This window comes from Pyxidicoccus xibeiensis (assembly GCF_024198175.1).
GTDB classification, from domain to species: domain Bacteria; phylum Myxococcota; class Myxococcia; order Myxococcales; family Myxococcaceae; genus Myxococcus; species Myxococcus xibeiensis.
In genome coordinates this window covers 443779-460598 of sequence record NZ_JAJVKV010000001.1, presented here as the reverse complement: position 1 = coordinate 460598, position 16820 = coordinate 443779, and the positions used below count along the sequence as shown (strand labels likewise).

At 71.4% G+C, this 16820-nt stretch carries 16 protein-coding genes; 7 read left to right on the top strand and 9 right to left on the bottom strand.

Features of this window, described 5'->3' with window-relative positions:
- Positions 1 to 5 precede the first annotated feature (5 nt).
- From LXT23_RS01820 to LXT23_RS01805, 4 genes are all read left to right on the top strand, one after another.
- The gene (locus tag LXT23_RS01820) at positions 6 to 1571 is read left to right on the top strand and encodes an ABC transporter permease (protein WP_253978305.1); all 1566 of its coding nucleotides are present in this window, start codon (positions 6 to 8) and stop codon (positions 1569 to 1571) included.
- A 55-nt stretch (positions 1572 to 1626) separates the two neighbouring features.
- Positions 1627 to 2682 (top strand): ABC transporter ATP-binding protein, encoded by a 1056-nt coding sequence (locus LXT23_RS01815; protein ID WP_253978304.1) that lies wholly within the window; start codon positions 1627 to 1629, stop codon positions 2680 to 2682.
- Between the two features lie 89 nt (positions 2683 to 2771).
- Complete coding sequence (locus LXT23_RS01810; protein WP_253978303.1) at positions 2772 to 3077, top strand: YkvA family protein; 306 nt, start codon at positions 2772 to 2774, stop codon at positions 3075 to 3077.
- Positions 3078 to 3181: 104 nt separating this feature from the next.
- Positions 3182 to 4012, top strand: coding sequence for an SDR family oxidoreductase (locus LXT23_RS01805; protein ID WP_253978302.1), 831 nt, complete (start codon positions 3182 to 3184; stop codon positions 4010 to 4012).
- Here LXT23_RS01805 and LXT23_RS01800 read toward each other — a convergent pair.
- The 4 genes from LXT23_RS01800 to LXT23_RS01785 all read right to left on the bottom strand — a co-directional run bounded on the left by LXT23_RS01800 (position 3991) and on the right by LXT23_RS01785 (position 8786).
- Entirely contained in the window at positions 3991 to 4344 is a 354-nt protein-coding gene (locus tag LXT23_RS01800; RefSeq protein ID WP_253978301.1) for a hypothetical protein, read from the bottom strand. The genes LXT23_RS01805 and LXT23_RS01800 overlap by 22 nt on opposite strands.
- A gap of 11 nt (positions 4345 to 4355) precedes the next feature.
- Positions 4356 to 5462 carry a hypothetical protein gene (locus LXT23_RS01795; RefSeq protein ID WP_253978300.1) on the bottom strand — a complete coding sequence of 369 codons (1107 nt, stop codon included), beginning with the start codon at positions 5460 to 5462 and terminating at the stop codon, positions 4356 to 4358.
- Positions 5463 to 5619: 157 nt separating this feature from the next.
- Positions 5620 to 8286 (bottom strand): VIT domain-containing protein, encoded by a 2667-nt coding sequence (locus LXT23_RS01790; RefSeq protein ID WP_253978299.1) that lies wholly within the window; start codon positions 8284 to 8286, stop codon positions 5620 to 5622.
- Entirely contained in the window at positions 8283 to 8786 is a 504-nt protein-coding gene (locus tag LXT23_RS01785; protein ID WP_253978298.1) for a MerR family transcriptional regulator, read from the bottom strand. Before LXT23_RS01785 ends, LXT23_RS01790 begins: the two co-directional genes overlap by 4 nt.
- Before the next feature lie 183 nt (positions 8787 to 8969).
- Here LXT23_RS01785 and LXT23_RS01780 point away from each other — a divergent pair, with 183 nt between their 5' ends.
- The gene (locus LXT23_RS01780; protein ID WP_253978297.1) at positions 8970 to 9455 is read left to right on the top strand and encodes a DUF2721 domain-containing protein; all 486 of its coding nucleotides are present in this window, start codon (positions 8970 to 8972) and stop codon (positions 9453 to 9455) included.
- A 49-nt stretch (positions 9456 to 9504) separates the two neighbouring features.
- On the opposite strand, the gene LXT23_RS01775 is transcribed toward LXT23_RS01780, so the two are convergent.
- From LXT23_RS01775 to LXT23_RS01755, 5 genes are all read right to left on the bottom strand, one after another.
- Positions 9505 to 10050, bottom strand: a complete 546-nt coding sequence (locus LXT23_RS01775) for a hypothetical protein (RefSeq protein ID WP_253978296.1) — start codon at positions 10048 to 10050, stop codon at positions 9505 to 9507.
- On the bottom strand, positions 10050 to 11075 hold the full coding sequence (locus LXT23_RS01770; RefSeq protein WP_253978295.1) for an AAA family ATPase: 1026 nt from the start codon (positions 11073 to 11075) through the stop codon (positions 10050 to 10052). The genes LXT23_RS01775 and LXT23_RS01770 overlap by 1 nt, the downstream gene beginning before the upstream one ends.
- 110 nt (positions 11076 to 11185) lie before the next feature.
- Complete coding sequence (locus tag LXT23_RS01765; RefSeq protein WP_253978294.1) at positions 11186 to 12022, bottom strand: slipin family protein; 837 nt, start codon at positions 12020 to 12022, stop codon at positions 11186 to 11188.
- Positions 12019 to 13386, bottom strand: coding sequence for an NfeD family protein (locus LXT23_RS01760; protein ID WP_253978293.1), 1368 nt, complete (start codon positions 13384 to 13386; stop codon positions 12019 to 12021). The genes LXT23_RS01765 and LXT23_RS01760 overlap by 4 nt, the downstream gene beginning before the upstream one ends.
- Position 13387: 1 nt before the next feature.
- Positions 13388 to 14716, bottom strand: coding sequence for a glycosyltransferase (locus LXT23_RS01755; RefSeq protein ID WP_253978292.1), 1329 nt, complete (start codon positions 14714 to 14716; stop codon positions 13388 to 13390).
- Positions 14717 to 14911: 195 nt separating this feature from the next.
- On the opposite strand from LXT23_RS01755, the gene LXT23_RS01750 reads away from it, so the two are divergent.
- Together LXT23_RS01750 and LXT23_RS01745 are read left to right on the top strand one after the other, a co-directional pair.
- Positions 14912 to 15133 (top strand): hypothetical protein, encoded by a 222-nt coding sequence (locus LXT23_RS01750; protein ID WP_253978291.1) that lies wholly within the window; start codon positions 14912 to 14914, stop codon positions 15131 to 15133.
- An 81-nt stretch (positions 15134 to 15214) separates the two neighbouring features.
- Positions 15215 to 16813, top strand: a complete 1599-nt coding sequence (locus tag LXT23_RS01745; protein WP_253978290.1) for an amidohydrolase — start codon at positions 15215 to 15217, stop codon at positions 16811 to 16813.
- The last annotated feature ends 7 nt before the right edge of the window (positions 16814 to 16820 follow it).

The following is a 16820-nucleotide window of genomic DNA, read 5'->3' as shown; positions in this document are numbered from 1 at the left end:
GCCGGATGAAGCGCCGTCCTCCCGTGTGGCTGCTGGCGTCGGGCGTGGCCATGGCCGCGCTCGCGCTGCTGCCCGCGCTGTACCTCGTCGTGCGCGCGTCGGAGGCGGACGCGGACACCTGGCGCCTGCTCCTGCGCGACAGGACGTGGGGCCTGCTGTGGCGCACGCTGGGGCTGGCCGTGGCGGTGACGGTGTGCGCGGCGGCGGTGTCCCTGCCGCTGGCGTGGCTCACCGCTCGCACGGACCTGCCGTGGCGGCGCGTGTGGACGGTGCTGCTGTGCGTGCCGCTGGCCCTGCCCACCTTCGTCAGCGGCTATGTGCTGCTGGCGGCGTTCGGCACCGGCGGCGCGCTGGAGGAGCCCCTGTCGCGGTGGGGCCTGCCGGTGCCCCCGGTGTACGGCTTCCCGGGAGCGCTGCTGGCGCTCACCGTGTCCACCTACCCGTACTTCCTGCTCGCGCTGCGGGCCGGGCTGCTGTCGCAGGACCCGGCGTGGCTGGAGGGGGCACGCAGCCTGGGCCTCACGCCAGCGCGGGCCTTCTGGCGGGTGACGGTGCCGCTGTTGCGTCCGGCCTTCGCCTCCGGGGCGCTGCTGGTGGGGCTGTACGTGCTGTCGGACTTCGGCGCGGTGGCGCTGGTGCAGTACGACGCCTTCTCTCGCGCCATCTACGTCCAGTACGAGGGCGCGTATGACCGCACCTACGCGGCGCTGCTGGGCCTGGCGCTGGTGGTGGTGACGGTGGCGGTGCTGGTGCTGGAGGTGCGGCTGCGCGGGAAGGCGGGCTACCACCGCAGTGCGAAGGGCGCGGCGAGGGCCATGTCCCCGGTGCGGCTGGGGCGCTGGCGCGTGCCGGCGCTGCTGCTGTGCGGCGTGGTGGTGGCGCTGGGCGTGGGGCTGCCGGTGGGCGTGCTCCTCTTCTGGGGCGTGCGGGGCCTGGCGGGCCCGGAGGTGACGGTGTTGGGGCCGGCGCTCAACTCGGTGCTGGCCTCGGTGCTGGGTGCGGTGGCGTCCGTGCTGGGCGCGCTGCCGCTGGCCTTCCTGGCGGTGCGCTACCCCGGGCGGCTCAGCGTGGCGATGGAGCGCGCGGCATACGGTGGGTATGCGCTGCCGCCCATCGTCCTGGCGCTGTCGCTCGTCTTCCTCGGAGTGCAGGTGCTGCCCTTCCTCTACGGCACGCTGGCCATGCTGGTGCTGGCCTACCTCGTGCGCTTCCTGCCGCAGGGCGTGGGCGTGGTGCGCTCCACGCTGCTGCAGCTCAACCCGCACCTGCCCGAAGCCGCGGCGTCGCTGGGCCAGCCTCCGTCCGGCGTCTTCCGCCGCGTCACGATGCCGCTCTTGCGGCCGGGGCTGCTGGCGGGTGGGGCGCTCGTCTTCCTCACGGCGATGAAGGAGCTGCCGGCCACGCTGCTGTTGGCGCCCATCGGCTTCGACACGCTGGCCACGCGCGTGTGGAGCGCCACCGCCGAGGGCCGCTTCGCGGAGGCCGCGCTGCCGGCGCTGGTGCTGATGGCCGTGTCCACGCTGGGTGTGGGGCTGCTCGTCTCGCAGGAGGGCGGCTCGGCGCCGGGCTGAGCGCGGGAGTGGAGGCTTCCCGGCGCGCCGGAACGCGGTAGGGTGCGCCGCGTCCATGCCCCTGCTCTCGCTCGACGCCGTCACCCTGCGCTACGCCTCCAGCGGCACCGCCGCGGTGGACGGGCTGTCGCTGGCGGTGGAGCCGGGCGAGGTGCTGGCGCTGCTGGGCCCCTCCGGCTGCGGCAAGACGACGACGCTGCGCATGGTGGCCGGCTTCGAGCGCCCCGACGCGGGCTCCGTCACCCTGGACGGCCGCGCGCTGGCGGGCCCTGGCACCTTCGTGCCGCCCGAGCAGCGCAGCGTGGGCATGGTGTTCCAGGACTACGCCCTCTTCCCGCACCTGTCCGTGCTGGACAACGTGGCCTTCGGCCTCACCACGGTGCCACGCGCCGAGGCGCTCTCCCGCGCCCGCGCCATGCTGAAGCTCTTCGGCCTGGAGGGCTTCGAGTCGCGCATGCCGCACGCGCTCTCCGGCGGGCAGCAGCAGCGGGTGGCGCTCTCTCGCGCGCTGGCCCCGGGCCCCCGGGTGCTGCTGCTGGACGAGCCCTTCTCCAGCCTGGACAGCGCGCTGCGCGCGTCCACGCGGATGGAGGTGCGGCGGGTGCTCAAGTCGCTCGGCGCCACGGTGATGCTCGTCACGCACGACCAGGGCGAGGCCATGGCCTTCGCGGACCGGCTGGTGGTGATGCGCGCGGGCAGGGTGGAGCAGGTGGGCACGCCGGAGGACGTCTACTCCACGCCGCGCACCGCCTTCGTCGCGTACTTCCTGGGCGGCACCAACCTCCTGCCGGGCATGGGCTTCGGCAACGGCGTGCGCACGGTGCTCGGCATCCTCCCGGTGACGGGGCACGCGAAGGGGAGCGTGCTGGTGTCGCTGCGGCCGGAGGCGCTGCGGCTGGTGCCCGACACGGACGCAGTGGCGGTGGGCGGCGCCCTGCGCGCGGAGGTGCTGGCGCGCGAGTTCCAGGGCCCCAGCGCCGAGTACACCGTGGCCTGCGGCGGCCTGGAGCTCACCGTGCGCGGCGCGCCGGAGCTGCCGCTGCGCGCGGGCTCGCGGGCCCGGCTGGAGGTGGTGGGCCGCGCGGTGGTGCTGTCGGACAGCCCGGACTGAGCCCGGCTGCTCTCCGGGCGTGCAGCCGTCGTACGCGGAGTATGGGGCAGGGGTGCAATCACCCGGACCCTTCCCACGTAGAGCGGGGCATGAACATCGCAGGCCTTCGTGGCATGGGGACCCGCTTCATCAGCTATGCGCGCGACCCGCGGGTGTCGCTCTGGCGGAAGCTCGCCGGCGTGCTGGCGGTGGTCTACTTCGTGTCGCCCGTGGACTTCCTGCCGGACTTCATCCCGGTGCTGGGGTGGCTGGACGACCTCGGAGTGCTGTCGGCCGCCGCCTTCTTCATGGTGCGCGAGGTGCAAGCCCACCGTCCGCCGGGCCCCATGGACGGGCTGCCGGTGGATGAGCACGGGCGCTCGCGCCTGACGCCGGGCGTACGCAAGTCCGTCTAGCGAGCCTGTCTGGGAGAGTGCGGGACGGGACTCGACGTGGCTGGTCCCGGCCCGACGCCCATGGTTTGTGCACCGTCCCATGGGGGGATTGCGGAGCACACGGATTGGACGCATCCCAGGGAAGCAGAGTCGTACTCATCACCGGTGCCTCCTCCGGCATCGGCAAGGCCTGCGCGGAGCTGCTGGTCGCGCGCGGGCACGTCGTCTATGGCACCAGCCGCCAGCCCCCCGCCGTCGAGGCGCGCGGCTTCCACGTGCTGGAGATGGACGTCACGCGTGACGACTCCGTCCAGGGCGCGGTGGACGCGGTGCTCTCGCGAGAGGGGCACCTCGACGTCGTGGTGAACAACGCCGGCTACGCGCTGGCGGGCGCGCTGGAGGACGTGTCGCTGGACGAGGCGCGGCGGCTGCTCGACACCAACCTGCTCGGCGTGCTGCGCGTGTGCAAGGCGGTGCTGCCATCCATGCGCGCGCGCAGGTCGGGGCTCATCATCAACATCAGCTCGCTGGGCGGCGTGGTGGGGCTGCCCTTCCAGAGCATGTACAGCGCCAGCAAGTTCGCGCTGGAGGGGCTGACGGAGAGCCTGCGCCAGGAGGTGGCGCCCTTCGGCATCCAGGCCACCCTGGTGCAGCCGGGCGACGTGCGCACGCGCCTCACGGAGAACCGGGTGCAGGCGCTCCAGTCGGGCCCGGGCTCCGTGTACCGCGAGCGCTTCGAGACGGCGCTGCGGGTCATCGAGGCCGAGGAGCGGGCGGGCGTGCCCCCCGAGGACGTGGCGCGCCGGGTGCTGGAGGTGATGGAGGACGGCGCCGTGCGCGTGCGCTACTCGGTGGGCAAGGTGGCGCAGCGGGGCGCGGTGCTGGCGAAGATGCTGCTGCCCTCGCGCACCTTCGAGCAACTGGTGATGTCCCTCTACGGCTTGTCGCGGAGCTGACCCAGGGCCGCGAACCACGCGGCGTAGGGCGTGCCCCCGACGAGGTGCCGGTTGAAGTCGGGGGCCCCGTCCGTCCACCAGGGCGGGCCGCGCTCGCCCAGCGCCACCTTCGCCCGGTGGACGCGCTCGCGCGCCCTGCGCTCCGCCGCCGCATTTCCGGCCCGCAGCGCGACGCCCACCTCGCGCCGGGCCTGCATCAGCGCGTCCACCAGCAGCTGGCGCTGCCGGGGCCCGAGCGCCGGGTTGGAGCGCCGCCACAGCCGGCCGTCCACGACGAGGTAGCGCCCGTCCGGCGTGGTGGGTGGTGCCTCCCGGGGCTTTCGCGAGGGCATGTCCTTCGGGGCTAGAAGGTGCCGACCAGCGCCATGCCCGCGCCGTCGCGTCCCACGACGGCGGGCGTCAGCAGCGCCTGGGGGGCGTCCCTCGGCGCGTCGAAGTTGCGCGTGAGGTACGTGGTGAGCACCAGGCCACTCACCACGCCAGCGGCGGTACCCACCAGGATGGGGTCGCCCGCGTTGTCTCCCGCGGCCAGGTAGGTGGCCGTGGCCCCCAGCAGTCCGCCGATGATGCCGCCCGCGTCGATGAGGAGCATCCGTCCCCGGGACACGGAGACGGTGCGCGACAGCACGGCGAGCGAGACGATGCCCACGCCCGTGGCCCCCATCTCGAGGGCGAAGAAGTTCCGCTCGTCATCGCTTTCCGACGTCAGCAGCAGCAGCGCCGTCACCACGCCCGCCCACAGGCCGCCCGAGTTGGCCATGGACACCTGGCCCGGGGTGGGCCGGGCGTAGTGGGCCAGCAGGATGCCCACGCCGGTGAAGCCCGCCCCGCCCGCCATGACTGCCGCCAGCGCGTCGTCATCGCTGAGGTCGAACGCCAGCAGCGAGGCGATGCCGAACCAGAAGCCCCACACGGTGCCGGAGTTGACGACCGCGCCCTGGCCGGACGTCACCCCGTCCCGGGCGAGCAGCAGCGTGGTGGCGGCGCCGGCCCCGGCGCCCAGCAGCGACACGGCGGCGAAGCCCTGCCCGCCACAGTCGGCGATGGCGCACAGGAGGATGCCCTGCGTCGCGCCGTGCAGCGTCTGCACCACGGTGAGCCCGGCGAGCGCGGCGTCGGAGCGCGCTTCGGGCCCGGTGTCCCGGGCCGCGGCCTCGGCCAGGCGGCCTCCCGGGGCGAGCCGCGCCCGGGCCAGCCGCACGAGCTCGCTGGCGTAGGGATGGTGGGGACAGGCGGCCAGCGCGCGCTGCAGCGCATCCAGGGCCTCGCGGTCCCTGCGCCTCACGAGCGCGTCGAAGCCGTCGTCGTAGTCGGCCTCGGCGCTGGCGGGGCAGGCGTCGGGAGTGCCCACCAGCGGAGGTGCGGTGACGGTGGCGGCGTCCTGGGGCGCATCCGTGGGCGCGGCCTGGGTGGCGGAGAGGGCGACCAGCAGCAGGGTGGCGAGCGTCATCGCGCCCACTGTATGCGAGGACCCCGGCCTCCTCGCGAGCGTCGCGAGAAGACCGGGGCCCTTGCGTGCACGAGGCGTCAGTTGCCCCGCGCGGGTGTCATGCCCGGCTGCGTCGGCGCGCAGCCAGGGCATCCACGTGCTGCCGCGGCGTCACCTGTCAGCGCGCGGCCAGGGCGTCCACGTGCTGCCGCAGCGCCACCTCGTTGCCCAGCCGGCCGTTGAGGCCGGCCAGCGGCTTCGCGGCCTGCTCGATGCGGCCGCGGGTGCGCGGGCCCGCCGCCGTCAGCCACGCCACGCCCAGCGCCAGCTCCGCCACCTGCGGCTCGCCGGTGAGGCTGGCGGCGAGCGACAGCAGCGCCTCCACCGCCTTCTTCACCTGCGCGCCATGCAGCGGGTGGCTGCTGGTGACGCCCTGGCGCAGCAGCTCCAGCAGCGCCAGCGCCGTGGCGCGCGCCTGGCGCACCGGCTCCGGACCCGCGCCGGGGCCGTCCCACAGACCGTTGGCGAGCTGCCGCCCCAGCAGGGCTTCCACGCCCGCGCCCTCGTGCCGGGACTTCTCCTGCTCCATCTCCATGGGCTCGAAGTCCTTCGGCGCCATCGCGGGGGCGGAGGCCGCGAACGCCTCACCCTCCTCCTCGGCCTCCATGCTGTCCATCATGGGGAAGGCAGGCTCCTCGGCCTGGGACTTGCTGGACTTTCCCACGAGGGAGCGGGCGCTTTCGAGGAGCCGCTCCGTGAGTCCACGGCCCTTCGCCATCTCCTGGCTGCTCATCGGAGCCGGGGCGGGAGGCGCGCTGCCACCCGAGGCGAAGGCGCCCGACGCACCCCTCGGAGGCGCGGCCGCCGGACTGGGCATGGCTCCGACCATGATGGGCGCGGGGGCGGGGATGCGCGGCGGCGGCGGGGGCGCCCCCGGAGCGATGGACCTCTTGCGCTGGGGCCCGGTACTCACCACGGGCCCGGTCCCGCCGATATGCACGGAGCCATCCAGCTCCGACTCCCTCTTCGATGCGCCGAACATGGCCCAGCCGGCGGGCGCATTCACGGGGACGACGCGCGTCTCCGGCTGGCCCGAGGCGCGCCGGTCGCCCGTGCGCTCCTCCACCACCACGAAGGAGGTGTAGCGGGTGACGATTTGATGCGCGACGGCCAGCTCGACGATGCGCTTCTTCATGGCGTCGGCGCGGCGGCCGGTGAGCTGGGCGGTCTCCCATCCACGGATGCGCTCCGCCGCCCACAACTTCTCCACCGCCGGCCGGTCCGACGCGGCGGGGAAGTCCACGCTCACGGTGAGCACGAAGCGCTCACGGCCCGAGCGCCCACGCAGCGTCACCTTGCCGAGGCCCGGGTTCGGGTAGCGGCCGAGCAGCGTCCAGGGCACGCCGTCCACCATGGGCGGCAGCTCGGTGGGGGCCAGCTCCGCGCCCTCCACCCCGTCGAAGAACACCTCCAGGTCGGTGACGCGAGGAGCGAGCGCGCGGGAGAACTGCGCCACGACCTTGTCGTCGATGCGCTCGCCCGGGTGGATGAACTCCACCGCGCCGCCCGTCTGCTTCGCCAGGTCCTTGAGCAGCGCGTCGCTCACGTTGGTGCCGATGCCGAACGAGTACACGCGCGCCGTCTTCCGCTCGGCCAGCACGGCCTTGAGGATTTCGTCCTCGTTGCCCACCTGACCGTCCGTCAGCAGCACCACCACGCCGTCCGGCGCGGCCTTCATCGCGGCCTTCATCGGCTGGAGCAGCTCGGTGCCGCCGGAGGCCCGGAGCCCCGCCACCCACCGGTCCGCCTCCTCGAGCGTGCGCTGCGTGAAGGGCACCGGCTGAGGCTGGAAGGAGTGGAAGCTGTTCTCGAAGGCGATGACGTTGAAGCGGTCGCCTTCGCGCAGGTGGCGCAGGCACAGCCGCAGCGCGGCCTGGGCCTGGGGCAGGCTCTCACCGTCCATGGAGCCGGAGGTGTCCACCACGAAGACCACCTCCTGCTTCGGCGGCGCGGACGCCATGGCCAGCAGGTCCGGAATCACGGTGAGGGCGAAGGTGCCCGGCCCGGAGTCCGCCTTGCGGTGGGTGACGAGCGGGGTGAACACGGCGCTGCTGTCCGGGCTGCGCAGGCTGAGGACCAGGTCCCTGTCCAACGACACCTCGCCCCGGGAGAAGACCACGCGCATGCGGGTGCCGGACTCCTTGTTGACGGAGATGGCGTGCGACGGGCTCTCCACCACCACCTCGCGGCCCAGGTCCACCAGCAGGTCCATCTTCAGGCCGTACGCCACCTGGCCGATGGGAGGCGTAATCCGGTCCGCATCCGGGACGCGGCTCGTCGGCTCCTCGGTGCCGTGGCTGGTGCGGTTGCCCGCCGCGGTGCCGGGGATGTAGCGGGGCGCCACCAGCGTGGGCAGCATCCACCGCACGCTGCCCTCCTCGGCGGTGACGGCCTGGAGGAACTCGACCTCGATGAGGGTCTCCTCACCGGGGAGCAGGTTGCCCACCTGCGCGGTGAAGATGTTGGCGCGCTCCTGGTCCAGCAGCGCGGCGCCGTGGCCGGAGGTGATGGCGTCGTCGTAGGTGCGGAACGCCTCCTCGCGCTCCTTCACCACGCCCTCCACGCGGCGGCCGGCGCACGTCATGGAGAAGGCGGAGAGGGTGCCATCCGACGGCAGCGGGAAGGTGTAGACGGCCTCCACCGGGCGCTTCTCGTCGTTGACGTAGCGCTGGCGCACGCGCACCCGCGCATGGCCGCCCAGCAGCTCACCCGTCACCTCGACACCCTGGAGGGGAATGCGAGCGCCCTCACGCGTGAACAGCCCTGCCTGCTCCTCCGTCTTCATGGCCTCTCCTTTTCCTGGAACTCTTCGATGAGGGCGCGGACCCGCTCCGCGAGCGCCCGAACCTTCGCGTCCGCTGCTTCCGAAACGTGCAGCTCCAGCCCTGGGGCCAGCTCCCAGCGCTGGTAGCGTGCCATTGCTTCCTGCCGAGGACCCACCACCGGAGCCGCCGGGAGCGTCACACCGCCGACAGCGGGCGGAGGAGGCGCATAGGTGGGCGGAGTCGGAGTGGCGTCCGACTCTCCGAGCTTGCGCAGCTCGTCGAACGACAGGCGCTGCAGCTCCACCTGGATGGCATCCAGTGGCAGGAACCTCGCCTGCAACACGCGGATGGCCTTGAGCCGGACGAGGTGCTCCTCGCCGTACACGGTGTCCGGTCCCCGGAAGGGCGGCGCGGGCAGCAACCCGCGCTGGACGTAGTAGCGCACCGTGCGCGGCGAGACGCCCACCTCCGCGGCCAGCTCCGCCAGCTTCCATTCGGTCTGTGTCATCGGCGGCCTCATGAACCGAACAGTATGACTCGACAGTTTTGGTGTCAAGTAGTCAGTGTCGATTTGTCTGTGGCACTGGCAGGTGTCGTGTTCCCCAGGGCTGGGGGGGAGGACTCGACAGTCAGGCTGTCAGGATGAGGTCGGTGTCGAGAAGACGTGTTGCGTCACCGGGGGAGGGGTGGAACAGAGGAGGGCATGACTGGCGGCTCGGAAGGCCTGGACCTGTCGTCCATCCGGCTCATCGGCACGGCGGTGACGCCGGCGGTGATGGTGTCGGCGTGCGGCATCGTGGCGACGGGGTTGGACAACCAGATTGCGCGGATGACGGCGCGCATCCGGGACATGGTGCGCGAGTGGCGCCTGCTGCCGGAGGGGCATGCGAGGCGCGCGGTGCTGAAGCTGGAGGTGGCCATCCTGGACCGGAGGCACGCCATCCTCGCGAGGGCGATTGGCTTCACGTACTGGGCGCTGCTGTCGTTCGTGATGACGTCGCTGCTGTACCTGACGAAGCGTCACACGAACGTGCCGGAGGCGCTGCCGGTGGTGACCTTCTCCCTGGGCGTGGTGTTGCTGGGAGCCATGGCGCTGCTCGCGCTCGCGTCGCTGCGGCTCAGCCGGAGGGCGATTGCGCTGGAGCGGCAGGAGCTGTTCGACGAGCCGCGCCCACCGCCGTCCGGGTGAGCGTCGCGGTCACCTGCTACGTGTGTAAGACATGGTGCGGACTGGCCCGTTAAAGGCGGGTAACGGGGAGCCCCATCTTTTGCGCTGCTTCGAAGTCAACGACGGAGACGCGCCGCATGCCGAAGATGCCGAGCCTTCCTTGAAGCCTTCCATTGATTTCGTCGCGTACAGGTAGCAACAGTTCGCGTTGGCCAACTGGAATGTCAATTAGGAAAACAAGCTTTAGGGCTTTGTCTCCGGGATAAGGGAGCGCTTGGGTTGGGAGCGACCGTGAGAGTTCCGTTCCCCAAGATGTCGGCGTCCATGCCCCCGCCAGCATGAGCAGTGTGTCGGTTGCTTTCTCCACGCAGGTGCGGACCAGGTGCTCGCGCGGCGTGGCGGGGTTGTCGGGCGTCGTCTGCCAGACCTCTAAGCCCTTCAACTCCAACAGCGTCAGTCGCTGTTGCCCCTCCTGTGAAGGTCCCCACCAGCCGACATCCATTTCCTTCAAACGCTTGCCAGATAGGAGGCGATATGGGGGGAGGTCGGCAAGACGGAAGGCAGGAACTGGAGCTTCGACGCGGAAGCCCGACTCCTCAAAGATGATGGGAGTCATCAGTCGTTGAAGTCACGCTCGGCCTCGCGGTCGAGCAAGCCCAGGTATGTGTCACGAATCACGTTCGGATCGAGCGTGGCGAGCGTGTCCGCTGTACTGACCCTGACTCCACTGTCCCTGCCCTCCTTCGGGCGGAACAGCGCGTGAAAAGCGACTTGGTCCTCCTTCTTTCGGCGGAGGTCCAACTCCTTTAGGAACACATAGTCGTGTGTTGCTACGAAGACCTGAACTCCATGTCTGGTGAGTTCCAGAAGGATCTCCACAACATCGCCGATGACCCGAGGGTTCAGATTGGCTTCGGGCTCATCCCAGAAGAGAACGGAACCATCAATCAAGGTTCCATTCTGGATGAGCAGCCAGATCAGCCCGAGCTTTCGCAAGCCCTCGCCGAGCAGTGTGAACTCGATTTGCCCATGCTCGTCCTCAAGAAAGAACTCCTCGTTCTCTACTGATACAGTGCCGGCGATATAAGCCTCGATTTTCTCAAGCAAGTTGCGCCGGACTACGTCGGGAGGGCCACGTCGTTTGGGTTTGAGCGCCCAGTCGATGAGATCGACATGGGTTTCATCGAACCGCAATTCATATTCTTTGTAGAGAGAACGAAACCCAGCGGCTTGTGCGAGCACTTCTTTGACTGGAATGTAGACGCACTTGAGTGGCTCTTGCTTCCAGTCCCGAACCCTAGCTATCACTTCGTCGGCTTGGGCCACATGGTTCGAGAAAGTCAGCGTGATGCGGGCACTCTCACGGTGAAGTTGGAGCTTTGCCGTCGAACTCTTGCGCACGCGGCGTACAAGTCGACCAAGCCGATTCTCATAGGGCTTGAAGACGCCCACCAGTTTGTTGGCGAACCGAACGTCCTTCTGCGTCGCGGCCCCTGCTGCATAGAGGAGCTTCAGCAGGTGCGTCTTGCCCGTGCCATTGGTACCGACGAACACGTTAAGTTGCGGCGACAGGGGGTGATCGAGCTTTGCGAAAGCGGTGAAGTTCGTCAGCTCGATTCGTGTCAGCGGCGAATGCTGCATTCCGTCTCCTGTCCCTCGAAGAGGTGGACAGCACCAGAGCGTGAAGGGGAACGCAAGTTTACCGCCGGAGCGCCGGCATCGCCGAGGGAACTGGGAAGTGACTACGGCGCCTACGACAGTCCCCCCACGGGAGGCCCTTCCCCCTCTTCCGCGCCGTAGCCATTGCTCGCGCGCTCCTCCGCGCTCGAGCCGGGCCTTTGCATGCCCACCATGCGCAGCAGGTCCAGGGGGATTGGGAGGATGGTGTGGTTGCCGCCGCCGGTAATCTCCACCAGCGTCTGCAGGTAGCGGAGCTGGAGCGTGGCCGGGTTGCGGCTGAGGACATCGGCGGCCATGGCGAGCTTCTCCGCGGCCTGGTGCTCGCCCTCGGCGGCGATGATTTTCGCGCGGCGCTCGCGCTCGGCCTCGGCCTGCCGGGCGATGGCCCGCTGCATCTCCACCGGCAGGTCGATGTGCTTCACCTCCACGTTGGAGACCTTGATGCCCCACGGGTCCGTGTGCGCGTCGAGCACCTGCTGGATGTCGCGGTTGATGCGCTCGCGCTCGCTGAGCAGCTGGTCCAGCTCCACCTGTCCCAGAATCGCCCGCAGCGTGGTCTGCGCGAGCTGGCTGGTGGCATAGAGGAAGTCCTCCACCTGGAGCACGGCCTTGTCGGCGTGGATGACGCGGAAGTAGACGACGGCGTTGACCTTCACGCTGACGTTGTCGCGGGTGATGACGTCCTGCGGGGGCACGTCGCGCGCGACGGTGCGCAGGTCGATGATGACCATGCGCTCCACGAAGGGGATGAGCCAGCGGAAGCCGGCGCGCTTGAGCCCCACGTAGCGCCCCAGCCGGAACACCACGCCGTTCTGGTACTCGTTGACGATGCGCACCCCGGACAGGAACAGCAGGAAGACGATTCCCGCGGGGATGAGCACTCCAAGCAGTCCGGCCAGGTCGGTCATGTCTTCACCTCGTCGACGAACAGCGTGAGCCCCTCCACGCGGCGCACCACCACGTGCGCGCCGGGGCGGATGGGGGCGGGGGACGTGGCGCGCCAGCGCTCCCCGTGGACGAACACCTCGCCTGTGCTGGGGCTCACGGGGGCCAGCGCGGTGCCCTGCTCACCCACCAGGCCCGCGTCGCCGCCCTGCTGGGGCAGCCGGCGTGTCTGGGCACCCCGGTACGCCACATACGCGGCGGCGCCCGCGAGCACCGCGGTGGTGGGCGCCACCCAGGCCCAGGACAGGTGGAAGGAGCGGTCCACGAACCAGCCCGGGTCGAACCGGTCGATGAGGAACACGCCGCCCAGCGTCAGCAGCAGCACGCCCGCCGCGCCCAGCAGTCCGCTGGTGACGAACAGCTCGGCGATGATGAGCGCCGCGCCCACCAGCAGCAGCGCCAGCGCTCCGGCCCGCACGGGCAGCGCGGAGGAGGCCACCAGCGCGAGCACCAGCGCCACCAGGCCGATGAGTCCGGGGGCGATGGCCCCCGGATGGGACATCTCCACCACCAGTCCCAGCGCCGCGACGAGGAACAGGAGATAGACGATGGAGGGGTGCGCGAGCGCATGGACGGCGCGCTGGGACAGCGTCGGCTCCAGGTCCACGAGGCGGGCATCTTTGGTGGCCAGCCGCACGCTGTCACCGCCGGCCACGTCCACGCGCCGGCCGTCGGCCCAGGCGAGGAAGTCCGCCTCGGTGGGGGCGACGTGCTCCACGACGCGCAGCTCCCGGGCCCTGTCCGCGGAGACGCTGGCGCTGTCCCGCACGGCGGACGCGGCCCACGCGACATTGCGGCCCCGCTGGCGGGCGATGCTCTCCACGAAGGCAACGGCGTCGTTCTCCACCTTGCGCGCCAGCTGCTTGCCACCGGCGGCCTCCGGGTCCTGTCCGGTGATGCCGACGACAGGGTGCGCCGCGCCGATGTTGGTGCCGGGCGCCATGGCGGCGAGGTTCGAGGCCAGCGTGACGAACACGCCCGCGCTGCCCGCGTGCGCGCCGGACGGCCCCACCCAGACGAGCACCGGCACGCGCGAGGCGAGGAAGGCGCTGACGATGTGGCGAGTGGCCTCCAGCGAGCCGCCCGGCGTGTCCAGCCGTACCAGCAGCGCGGCATGGCCCTGCGCCTCCGCGCGCGCCACGCAGTCCACCAGATAGTCGCCGGAGCCGGCGTCCACCACGCCGTCCAGCTCGCAGCGCGCCACGGTGGGCTGGGGGCCTGCCCGGGGCTCCTGCTTCTCGGCAGCCGGAGCCGCCGCGAGCAGCGCCACGGCCAGGAAGCCCAGGAGCGCCGCGGTGCCCGTCCTGCAGTCCGTGCGCGTCCGCATGTCACACCCCCGGCAGGCCCGCCTGGACGAAGGCGGGGACGATGTCACGTGCTGGCAGGGGGCGCCTGGAGGCCAGGTGGTTCAGCAGTCGCAGATGGTCTCTCAGCAGCCGGGGCATCAGGAAGTTCTGGCGGACGTGCTCGCGTCCGCGAGCCCCGAGCAGGCGGGCCTCCTCGGGCTGGCGCAGGAGGTGGAGCAGGGCCTCGGCGCACTCCTCGACGGAGCTCACGAGGATGCCGCCCGTGTCCTCCGGGAGCTGGAGGGGAATGCCGCCCACGCGCCCGCCGATGACGGGCGTGCCCTTCCACACGGCCTCGGACACGACGAGGCCGAAGCCCTCGCGCAGCGACTTCTGAATGACGACGTTGGAGAACGTCTGGAGCGCGTTGACCTCGATGTTGCCCACGCCGACGAGGTTGGTGAGGACGTGGATGAGGCTGTCGCCCGCGGTGGCGGCGCGGACCTCCTCGTACACCTCCCAGCCCTCCGGGTCGTCCAGGGCGAGCGAGCCGACCAGGGCGAGCTGCAAGTCTGGCACATGGGGGCGCACGCGCTGGTACGCGCGCACGACGCCGAGCGGGTCCTTCCACCGGTCGAAGCGGCCCACCTGGGTGACGAGGGGGCGGTGCGTGCGGATGCCAATCCACTCCAGCACGTGTCGAGCGAGGTCGTCGGGCAGGGGGAAGTTCTTCGGACTGAGCGGGTCGATGGCGGGCGCGTAGACGTGGACGTCGCGGATGGGCAGCTCGGGAGGGATGAAGTCCTGGTGGGTGAAGACGGCCGAGTCGTACGCGCGCAGGTAGGGCGAGAGGAACTCCCAGAAGCTGGGGGTGGGGTGGGAGGTGTCGATGTGACAGCGCCATATCCACCGCGCGTCGTGGAGGGAGGAGATGGCGGCGAGCACGGCGGGCTGCGGGTCGTGGACGAAGATGAAGTCGTAGTCCTCGGAGTCGCTGACGAGCCGGCTGGCGTTGAGCTGCGCGTTGGCGAGGTAGATGGCCTTCTCGGACTCGGACAGCTCGCCGGGAGCGCCCTGGAGGCCGTTGTGGATGCGCTTGGTGACCTGGAAGAAGGCCTCGTCGCCGTGGATGAGCTTCCAGTCGGTGGTGATGCCCAGGTCGTTGTAGAGCGGCACCAGCGAGCGGAGGAGCTCCGAGACGCCGCCGCCATAGGACGTGGCATTGAGGTGCATGCACCGCGCGCCGCGCAGGCGCTCGGCCAGGTGGAGCAGCTCGTCGAGCTGCACGTCGGGAGCCACGCCGCGATACGTCGCGAGCGACCGCTTGCCGACATCCACCACGTCCAGCATGGCCTCAGCCCCCGGCTGCAAGTGCGTTCCGAGGGAACGGTGCGCATGGTCCGGGAAAGCTTCCGGGGGCCGCTGGCGCCGGGTGGGCTCCCGGAGTGGAGGGCGAGGGCCCGCCCGGCGGGACGTGCATCCGCTGGTGGATGTTGGGGGCATCACCACATTGTCGGTGGCGGGCGTGCTCCCTAGGGTCCGGCCGCAACCTGATTCGGAGGCTCCATGCGTCGTGCCGTGCTCATCGTGCTGTGTCTGGCTGCCGTGCCCCTTGCCTGCAAGACGACGCAGCCGCCCGGCGCGGAGAACCAGGAGCCCATCCAGGGGCCCGACCAGGTTCGCGAGCCCATCCAGAACGTGCCGGACAACCCGCCGGGGCCGGGCACGCCGATGCCCGAGACGGACGGCGGCACCAACGGCACGGGCACCGGGACGGACACGCGGTAGCACGGGGCGCACCGCGTCCGTGACACCGCCCGCCGGCTCGCGCACAGTGCGCCGCGCGAGAGACACACGGGAGGTATCACGGTGGAGACCACGGTCTACCTGGCGGAGCGGGTGTGGACGCTGGATGCGGAGCGGCCCATGGCGCGGGCCCTGGCGGTCCGGGACGGCCGGCTGCTGGCGGTGGGCACGCACGAGGAGGTGAAGGCCGCGGCGGGGCCCGGCGCGCGCGAGGTGGACCTGGGGCCGGCCACGGTGGTGCCGGGGCTGGTGGACGCGCACGCGCACCTCCACGGCCTGGGGCGCAGCCTGACGACGGTGCGGCTGGAGAAGGCGCCCTCGGTGGACGAGGTGGTGCGCCGGCTGTCGCTGGCCCCCGCCTCCAGCTTCCAGGGTGACTGGCTGCTGGGGAAGGGGTGGGACCAGAACGAGTGGCCCGGCGCCGCGTTCCCCGGGCGCGCGGAGCTGGACGCGCGCTTCCCCACGACGCCGGTGTTCCTCACGCGGGTGGACCACCACGCGGCGTGGGTGAATGGCGAGGCGCTGCGGCGCGCGGGAATCACGCGGGACACGCCGGACATGCCCGGAGGCCGCATCCTGAAGGATGCGCGCGGCGAGCCCACGGGCGTGCTGGTGGACAACGCGATGGACGTGGTGGCCGCGGTGATTCCGCCGCCCACGCGGGAGCAGCTCGAGACGCGGCTGCGGGCGGCGCTGGAGCGCTGCGCGCAGGTGGGGCTGACGGGCGTGCACGACGCGGGCATGGACCTGGACGCCTTCCGCCTGCTCCAGGCGTGGGACGCGGCCGGTGCGCTGCCGCTGCGCGTGTACGCCATGGCGGCGGGGCAGGGCGAGGAGCGGCATGCCTATCTGGAGCAGGGCCCGTGGCAGGGGCGGATGCTGGCGATGCGCTCGGTGAAGTTCCTGGCGGACGGCGCGCTGGGCAGCAGGGGCGCGGCGCTGCACGAGGACTACTGCGACGAGCCGGGCCAGCGGGGCCTGTTGCTGATGTCGCCCGAGGAGCTGGAGGCGCGGGCCCGGACCTTCATGTCGCGGGGCTTCCAGGTATGCATCCACGCGATTGGAGACCGTGCCAATACGTTGGTGCTGGACGTGCTGCTGGGTGTGTCGGCCCAGACGGGCACGCAGGCGCTGCGGCACCGGGTGGAGCACGCGCAGATTCTCCGGCTGGAGGACATCCGCCGGCTGGGCGCGGCGGGCCTGGTGGCGAGCGTGCAGCCCACGCATGCCACCAGCGACATGCCCTGGGCGGAGGCGCGGCTGGGACGGGAGCGGCTGAAGGGCTCCTACGCGTGGCGCAGCCTGCGGGACGCGGGGGCGCACCTGGCGCTGGGCAGCGACTTCCCGATTGAGAACCCGGACGTGCTGGCCGGGCTGTACGCGGCGCGCACGCGGCAGGACGCGGCGGGCCGGCCGGAGGCGGGGTGGCTGCCCGAGGAGCGGCTGACGGCGCGCGAGGCGCTGGAGGGCTTCACCACGGGGCCTGCGTGGGCGTCCTTCGAGGAGTCGCGGCGCGGGAGTCTGGCCCCCGGCCTGGACGCGGACTTCGTGGCGCTGTCGGCGGACCCGCTGGAGGGGCCCGCCTCGGCGCTGGTGGGTGCCCAGGTGGTGGCCACGGTGGTGGCGGGCGTGGAGGTGTACCGCGCGCCCGCGCGGGGCTGAGCCGCGC